The sequence below is a fragment of the Pedobacter suwonensis genome, assembly GCF_900111825.1.
GTDB lineage: Bacteria > Bacteroidota > Bacteroidia > Sphingobacteriales > Sphingobacteriaceae > Pedobacter > Pedobacter suwonensis.
This window is the reverse complement of the sequence record NZ_FOJM01000003.1, coordinates 423,884-432,530: the sequence shown is the minus strand read 5'-3', so window position 1 is coordinate 432,530 and position 8,647 is coordinate 423,884. Positions and strand designations below refer to the sequence as shown.

General features: G+C 36.5%; 5 protein-coding genes and 1 pseudogene. 3 read left to right on the top strand and 3 right to left on the bottom strand.

Translation table 11 applies throughout. The annotated features are described in order from the left end of the window. A pseudogene (locus BM107_RS06400) lies at window positions 1–306 on the bottom strand (IS3 family transposase); the annotation flags it as partial. Between the two features lie 247 nt (window positions 307–553). Here BM107_RS06400 and BM107_RS06395 point away from each other — a divergent pair. The 3 genes from BM107_RS06395 to BM107_RS06385 all read left to right on the top strand — a co-directional run bounded on the left by BM107_RS06395 (window position 554) and on the right by BM107_RS06385 (window position 6,157). Further along, entirely contained in the window at window positions 554–2,413 is a 1,860-nt protein-coding gene (locus BM107_RS06395; RefSeq protein ID WP_090981400.1) for an ABC-F family ATP-binding cassette domain-containing protein, read from the top strand. A 119-nt stretch (window positions 2,414–2,532) separates the two neighbouring features. Next, entirely contained in the window at window positions 2,533–4,395 is a 1,863-nt protein-coding gene (gene mnmG / locus BM107_RS06390) for a tRNA uridine-5-carboxymethylaminomethyl(34) synthesis enzyme MnmG (protein WP_090981399.1), read from the top strand. A 121-nt stretch (window positions 4,396–4,516) separates the two neighbouring features. Then, window positions 4,517–6,157, top strand: a complete 1,641-nt coding sequence (locus BM107_RS06385; protein WP_090981397.1) for an Ig-like domain-containing protein — start codon at window positions 4,517–4,519, stop codon at window positions 6,155–6,157. Window positions 6,158–6,296: 139 nt separating this feature from the next. Here BM107_RS06385 and BM107_RS06380 read toward each other — a convergent pair whose 3' ends face one another. Continuing rightward, window positions 6,297–6,809 carry a gamma carbonic anhydrase family protein gene (locus BM107_RS06380; protein ID WP_090981395.1) on the bottom strand — a complete coding sequence of 171 codons (513 nt, stop codon included), beginning with the start codon at window positions 6,807–6,809 and terminating at the stop codon, window positions 6,297–6,299. Between the two features lie 116 nt (window positions 6,810–6,925). Further along, on the bottom strand, window positions 6,926–8,512 hold the full coding sequence (nadB, locus tag BM107_RS06375; RefSeq protein ID WP_090981391.1) for an L-aspartate oxidase: 1,587 nt from the start codon (window positions 8,510–8,512) through the stop codon (window positions 6,926–6,928). Window positions 8,513–8,647 lie beyond the last annotated feature (135 nt).

Sequence of the window (8,647 nt, the reverse complement as noted above, 5' to 3'; positions counted from 1 at the left end):
GTCCGCTCTACTGTTCTGGGCAGACAGGAAAGCATTTTGTTTCTCCAGGAGTTTGAGTTTAGCTTCCAACTCCAGGATTTTCTGTTCAGGTGTCTTGGGCATATGAAAAGGAGATTTATGCTCCCAATCAAAGTTACCATATTTTTGCAACCATTTACGAACGGTGCTGTCACCCTGTATACCGTATTTAACTTTAGCTTGAGATAAACTCAATGTCCCATTTTCAACCTCGCTAACTACTTGAAGTTTAAAGCTTAAGGTGTAATCTTTCTGACTACGTTTCGAATAATTTGTTTTTTCCTCCATAAGGATACTAGTTTTTTGTATCGCTATATTAGGACTAGACAAGTTAATGATTGAAGCAGCGGTGGAGCGAGTCCAACCGCTTTTTTTTTTAGAACCACCATTGATGACATTCAAAACAATCACAATACATCAAGTTTTTGCCATTTTAGCTGATACACAATAGCTTTGAGATATCTGTTTAGCGTTGCAAATAATTTATACTTACCTTTGCAATAATTTTCTTTTATAAATCCGAAACACAGAAAAATTGAGCACATTAATTGCGGCAGAAGGCTTAGGACATGGTTATCATGATGAATGGTTATTTAAAAATTTAACCCTCGGTATTAATTCCGGTCAACGCGTGGCGCTGGTTGGTATTAATGGCGCAGGTAAGAGTACGTTATTGAAATTATTGGCTGAGCGGTTTCCTCCGCTTGAGGGTAAAATAGTAAAAAATAAATCCGTTAAAATCGGTTTTTTGGATCAGGAACCTCAGTTCACAGCGGGATTTTCTATTAGCGACCATATCTTTTCGCTTGAAAACAAGCAACAACAGCTCATCAAAGAATATGAAGAATTAATTGAACAACCGAACCCAGATGAAAACACACTCAATCGCTTATATGAGGAATTAAGTGAACATAATGCCTGGGAATATGAACATGAAATTAAAACCATTCTGAACCGGATGGGAATTACTCATCTTCAACAAAAAATTGATACGCTTTCTGGTGGACAAAAAAAACGTTTGGCTTTAGCAAAACTATTAATTGAAGATCCTGAAATACTGGTACTCGATGAACCTACCAACCATTTAGATATCGATACGATTGAATGGCTAGAGAAGTTATTAACTACCGGACAAAAAACCATTCTGTTGGTTACACATGACAGATACTTTTTAGATAATGTTTGTAATACCATTGTAGAACTGGATAGAGGAAAAATTTTCAATTACAATGGAAATTATGCCTACTTCCTCGAAAAGAAAGCAGAAAGGGAGGCTTTGGACGCAACTGTTTTACACAAGAACCAACAGCTATTAAAGAAAGAATTAGAGTGGATGAGACGCATGCCACAAGCGCGTGCAACGAAATCTCAGGCCAGGATTGATGCTTTTTACGATTTAGAGGAAAAGACCAAGAAAAAGTCTGAAAATCAAAGTGTTACTCTCAAAATGAAAATGTCTAGGCAGGGTGGCAAAATCATTGAGTTAGATCACATAAAAAAAAGTTTTGAAGGTCGGCCAATCATTAATGATTTCAGCTATACCTTTAAAAAAGGCGATCGTATTGGTTTAGCAGGAAAAAATGGAACAGGTAAATCAACACTTTTAAATATCATCACCAGCAATTTAAAGCCAGATGATGGTAAAGTTGATACTGGCGAAACAACCGTATTTGGATATTACAAACAGGGTGGTTTAACTTTCGATCCTAAAGAGCGAGTAATAGACATTGTAAAATCAGATGCCGAGTATATTAAAATGGCAGATGGTTCCATTATTACCGCTTCTGCCCTATTAACACTTTTTCTTTTTCCTCCCAAGAAACAACATGGCATGGTAGAGAAATTAAGTGGCGGCGAAAAAAAACGTTTAAACCTGATGAAGGTCTTGATGCAAAATCCTAATTTTCTAATTTTGGATGAACCAACAAATGACCTTGATATTGATACCTTAAATGTGCTTGAGGAGTTTTTAGAAAATTTTCCGGGCATCTTGATGTTAGTTTCGCACGACAGGTATTTGCTTGATAAAATGAGCGATCAGCTTTTTATTATGGAGGGCGAAGGTGTCGTTAAAATATACAATGGTAATTATTCAGAATACAGGTTAAGTTTAGAACAGCCCAAAGCTAAAGAAACAAAAAAAACTTCTGTTCCCAACACTGACCAAGTCCAGCCTAAAGCAACAAAAAAGCTAAGCTTTAAAGAACAGAAAGAATTAGAAGAAGCTGAAAAAGGAATAGAAGAAACGGAAAATAAAATAATCGAATTAACCAACACCTTGAATAACGTCAACGCTTCTGATTATATTAAAATACAAGAGATATCAACTGAGATTGAAACACTCCAAACGAAATTAGACGATTACACATTGCGTTGGCTGGAGCTTTCAGAATAATAATCATGTTAAAATTAATAGTATGTTTCACGTGGAACATATGAGCAACAGAAAAGGAAGTTAAATTTTAACGATAAAAAATAACATTGTTTCACGTGAAACAATTAAAATATAATAAGATGTTTTCAAAATACGATTTGATTGTTGTTGGTGCAGGACATGCAGGATGTGAAGCTGCCGCTGCTGCTGCCAATTTAGGATCATATGTTTTATTAATTACTATGAACATGGGTACCATCGCCCAAATGAGCTGCAACCCTGCTATGGGCGGTGTTGCTAAAGGCCAGATTGTTCGTGAGGTCGACGCTATGGGCGGATATTCAGGCATAATATCTGATAAATCAACCATACAATTCCGCATGCTAAATAAATCGAAAGGACCTGCTATGTGGAGCCCGAGAGCGCAAATAGACAGAATGCGATTTGCAGAAGAGTGGCGCTTGGCATTGGAAAGAACTCCAAATCTCGATATCTGGCAAGATAGTGTTGTTGGCTTACTAGTAGAAGATAATATTGTATATGGCGTTAAAACTTCTTTAGGTATCGAAATCAACAGTACTGCCGTAGTATTAACTAATGGTACATTTCTAAACGGTACTATACACGTTGGCGAAAAGAAATTTGGAGGAGGCAGAACTGGAGAAAAATCATCAACAGGAATTACAGAACAATTAGTAGAATTAGGTATGGAAGCAGGCCGTATGAAAACCGGTACCCCACCCCGTGTTGATGGAAGAAGTCTAGATTACACGAAAATGGAAGAGCAATGGGGAGATGAAAACCCAGGAAAATTCTCTTATACTGATACTGTTGTTTCCACCGATCAGCGTTGCTGCTGGATTACCTATACCAATAGTGATGTACATGAAACTTTGAAAGAAGGCTTTGAAAAATCACCAATGTTTACCGGTCGTATTAAAGGTTTAGGTCCGAGATACTGTCCTTCTATTGAAGATAAAATCAATCGTTTTGCTGAACGTGACAGACACCAAATATTTGTTGAACCTGAGGGATGGAATACCTGTGAAATTTATGTAAATGGTTTTTCGACTTCGCTTCCAGAAGACGTCCAATTAAAAGCATTGAGGTTAATTCCAGGTTTCGAAAAGGCAAAAATGTTCAGACCTGGTTACGCTATTGAGTACGATTTCTTCCCACCTACCCAATTATCTTTAACATTAGAAACTAAGTTAATCAGCAATTTATTTTTAGCCGGACAAATAAACGGAACAACCGGGTACGAAGAAGCTGCCTGTCAAGGTTTCATGGCAGGAATCAATGCACACCAAAAAATAACCGATAAACATGAATTGATTATGAAAAGATCTGAAAGTTACATCGGTGTATTGATAGATGATCTCGTTACCAAAGGCACAGAAGAGCCTTATCGAATGTTTACTTCCAGAGCTGAACATCGTTTGTTATTAAGACAGGATAATGCAGATATACGTCTCTCTCCTATCGGACATGAACTGGGATTAATTTCCGATGAGCGATTGGACAAGGTGAATAAAAAAATTACTGATGCCGAGGCCCTGGTAAAATTTACCAAAAGCCAGGGAATTGAAATGGGCGATGCAAATCCGATGCTTGAAAGTTTAGGCTCGAGTACTTTAAACCAAAATGTAAAAATTCACAGTTTAGTCGGCAGACCTCATGTTGGCTTACAAGATATCATTAAGGTTAGTAAACCTTTAGCCGAAGCGACCAAAGCCTTAGACAAAGAAACTATTGAGCAAGCAGAAATTAAAATTAAATACGAAAGCTATTTCGAAAAAGAAAATGAAATTGTAGCGAAAATGCTAAAAATGGAAGATAAAGAAATCAAGCCAGATTTTGATTATAATAAAATTGTTTCCATCTCCAAAGAAGCACGCGAAAAATTATTTAAAATAAAACCCCGTACTTTAGGTCAGGCTTCAAGAATTTCAGGTGTTTCTCCATCAGATATTTCAGTTTTAATGGTCTATATTAATAAATAACTGATTATCAGATACTTAAATAAAATAAAGTAGACTTAAAATAAAGCGATTTAAGCGATAAAAAATATTTTTTAAACACAATATTCCAAAAAGTACGAAAATCCGTCAGAACGATTAAAATATGCCAAATTTAAAAGATCACTATTTTAACCTTAAAAATTTAGCGGTTATTGTCACCTTGCTCCTACTTTTTGGTTGTGCCAGTATGCAGACACCACAGGGTGGACCAAAAGATACCAAGCCACCAAAAGTTTTAAGCATGACGCCGAAAAATCAGACAAGGAATTTTAATGCAAAAAAAATAGTAATAGAGTTTGATGAGTATTTTAATCTGAAAGATGAGTTTAAAGAATTTTCGATTTCACCTGATCAGGAAAAAGTTCCGGAGTTAAAAAAGAGGCAGAAGAGATTGGAAATTATTCTTAAGGATTCTCTGGAAAAAAATACAACCTATACCTTGAATTTTGGAAAATCTATTGCAGATGTAAATGAAGGAAATGTGGTTAAAAATCTATCTTATGTTTTTTCAACAGGACCAGATATTGATTCATTATCAATCAGTGGTAAAGTTATTAATTCACTAAGTGACGAACCTGAAAAGGAAGTTACCGTATTTATTTTGCCTGTAGAAAGAGATACGATTTTCGGTAAAAAACGTCCATCAATATATACCACTACTGATAGTGCCGGTACGTACAAATTGAGTAACCTCAGAAAAGGTACCTATAAAGTTTATGCCATTAAAGAAAGTACCGGAGGTGGCGATAAAATATACCAACAGATTTCTGATGAAGTTGGATTTATAAAAGAACCCATCGTAATTGATAAAAACCTGGAAAACATTAACCTACAGATATTTAAAGAGCTACCTCCAGAGTTCCGCGTATTGGACCGAAAACTGAATAATGATGGTAGTATCTCAATCATCTTTAATCAGCAGCTGAAACGCCCTAAAATCACGGTTACCGATCCTCCGGCAGTAGATATAGGGAAGTATGTCCACTTTACCAAAAATAACGATACTGCTAAAATATGGCTGAATGACATGAGTTTTGATTCAGTGAAGGTGGCTGTTGAGGATCAAGGAAAGCTTCTTCAGACCTTAAACTTTACAAGGGGTAAAAAAGATACTTATACTCGCGAAATTACGGTTTCTGATAACTTAACAGGCGGTAAATTAAATCCTTTCCAGCAGCTGACATTAACCTCATCTTTCCCGATTACGGCTGCAGATCCAACTAAAATCACCCTTTTGGAAGACTCTGTAAAAAGAACAAATTTTGAGTTGGTGAAAGATAGTACAGATTTTCTTAAATACTACATTAAGTATCCTTGGAAAAACAAAAAAAACTACGATTTAAAATTGGGTGCAGGCGCATTTACCGCGATATTTAATGCCAAAAACAAAGATCTCACGAAACGTTTTACGCTTGAAAGTCAAGACGCTTACACTACTTTAATATTAAATGTAACCGTTCCGGACACTTCTAAAAGATATGTGGTTCAGTTCCTAAACGAAAAAAAAGATGTCATAAAATCTTTTCCGGTTAGCAAAAACTCAAAAATTACTTTTTCTAAATATCCTGCAGGTAAATATATGCTTAGGGTTATTTATGACGAAAATAAAAATGGCATCTGGGATACGGGAAATGTTAAGGAAGGATACCAGCCTGAAAAAGTATGGTATTTAAAAGCATTGATGGACTTGAAACCAAACTGGGAACGTGAAGATCCATTGGTAATACCACCGCCAACGCAGTAATGTAGTTTTATCTCTAAAAAATCGTCATGCTGAATTCATTTCAGCATCTTTATAGCATGATAGACCCTGAAATAAATCCGATAGTTATCGGATTACGGTGACGAATATAAAGCAAAACTTCAGTTGAAAGGAAAACCTTTTATTGCATAAACCAACCCGAATACATGATATAATTATCAGGCAATTTATTAAGTAAAGCCCTTTGCTCTTCGGTAATGGGCTTTATTTTTTTTGCAGGCGTACCTGCATATAAGTAACCCGTTTCGCAAATTGTATTTTCCAATACGACAGATCCGGCTGCTATGATGCAATACTCTTCTATTATAGCATGATCCATTACAATGGCACCCATACCGATCAACACATGATCTCGAACGGTACAGCCATGCACAATGGCATTATGTCCAACAGATACCCTATTGCCAATATGTGTGGAGGCTTTTAAGTAAGTAGCATGAATTACTGCACCATCCTGGATGTTTGACTCATTTCCGATCGTAATGGCATTTACATCGCCTCTGATCACGGCATTAAACCATACGGAACATTTATTGCCAATGGTTACATCACCCACAATCGTGGCGTTCTCCGCTATGAAATTATCTTTTCCTATTTCAGGATATTTATCTTTTACAGGCAGTATTAAAGGCATAAATCAATTTTAACGTCACCCTGAATTTATTTCAGGGTCTTTTTATGTATTGTATATCTGATGTGTTCAGATGCTGAAATAAATCCGATATCTATCGGATCAGCATGACGGAAATATTAAAAAACAGTATCTACCAATTCATTAGCATGTTCAGGATAATCGGTAGTATAATGTAGTCCCCTACTTTCTTTTCGTTGCATGGCCGATTTAATTACTAGATAAGCCGTTTGAATTACGTTTCTCAACTCACACAGTTTAACTGAAACTTTATTTTTTTTATAAAACTCTTCCGTTTCCTGGTAAATTAAAAACAAGCGACGATGTGCCCGTTCCAAACGGAAATCAGAACGTACAATACCCACATAATCGCCCATAACCTTTTGTAACTCCCTGAGATTATGCGTTACCAATACATCCTCATTACTTTGGGTAACACCTTGCGAATCCCATTCCGGAATATGATCAGGAATGACATTATTTTTAAAGTTCTCGATAGCATCCTGGTAAATCCGGTGTGCAAAAACTGTCGCTTCCAATAATGAATTGGAAGCCAATCGGTTAGCACCATGCAAACCTGTTGAAGAACATTCTCCGCAAGCATATAAATTTTTAATAGAAGAACGACCATATTCATCCACCATGATACCGCCACACATATAATGAGATGCAGGTGTAACTGGTATATAATCTTTAGTCATATCTATTCCTATAGATAAACATTTAGCATAAATATTGGGAAAGTGTTTTAATATATCAGCCTTACTGCGCATGGTAATATCAAGATAAACAAAGTCATCGCCCGATTTCTTCATTTCATTGTCCACGGCACGTGCAACAATATCACGTGGTGCCAATGACTTACGTTCATCATACTCATGCATAAATTCTTCACCATTCTTGCGTCTTAAAACACCCCCAAAACCCCTAACGGCTTCAGAAATCAGGAACGACGGATACTCTCCGGGATGATATAACGCAGTTGGATGGAACTGAATAAACTCCATATTTCTTACTTTACCTTTTGCCCTGTAAACCATCGCCATTCCATCGCCTGTTGCAATAACCGGGTTTGTAGTGGCCGAATAAACATGTCCCGCACCACCCGAAGCCATCACAGTCACATTTGCCACAATCTTTTCCACATCGTTAAGCTCTGTGTTAAAGGCATATATGCCATAACAGTTAATATCTTCAGTACGTTTATCCACAAACTCACCCAGGTGATGTTGGGTAATTAACTCCAGTGCGAAGTAATGTGTTAATATCTCTATGTTGCTATTCTTGTGAATTTCATTTAACAACACCCGCTCAATCTCATACCCGGTGATGTCTTTATAGTGCAAAACACGGTGTTCAGAGTGCCCCCCCTCTTTAGCCAAATCGTAAAAACCAGCATTGTCTTTATCGAAGTTTATGCCGTAATCAATGATCTCCTGAATACGCTGAGGACCCTCTTTTACAACGATTTCCACAATTTTTTGATCACATAATCCATCTCCCGCAATCAAAGTATCTTCAATATGTTTCTCAAAAGAATCACCTTTATCTACCACAACTGCAACACCGCCCTGAGCGTATTTTGTATTCGATTCATCTTCATTTGATTTGGTAACAATTAAAACCTTACCAAACCTGGCAGCTTTAAGTGCAAAACTCAAACCTGCTATACCTGAACCAATTACCAGAAAATCTACTTTCTTCATTAATAAAAAACATTTACTTTATCCACTATGTTAACAACTAGTTAATAAATGTTAGCCTTGTGTCTAAATTATCCTAACAAATAAATTTGAATGTTTAAAGCTACTCTAAAAACACAATTTGCCACAATCTTTTGC

Bases quoted from the DNA above. Each gene is read 5' to 3' on its own strand.
- nadB (WP_090981391.1), bottom strand. From the start codon at position 8,512: ATGAAGAAAGTAGATTTTCTGGTAATTGGTTCAGGTATAGCAGGTTTG.
- mnmG (WP_090981399.1), top strand. From the start codon at position 2,533: ATGTTTTCAAAATACGATTTGATTGTTGTTGGTGCAGGACATGCAGGA.
- BM107_RS06380 (WP_090981395.1), bottom strand. From the start codon at position 6,809: ATGCCTTTAATACTGCCTGTAAAAGATAAATATCCTGAAATAGGAAAA.
- BM107_RS06385 (WP_090981397.1), top strand. From the start codon at position 4,517: ATGCCAAATTTAAAAGATCACTATTTTAACCTTAAAAATTTAGCGGTT.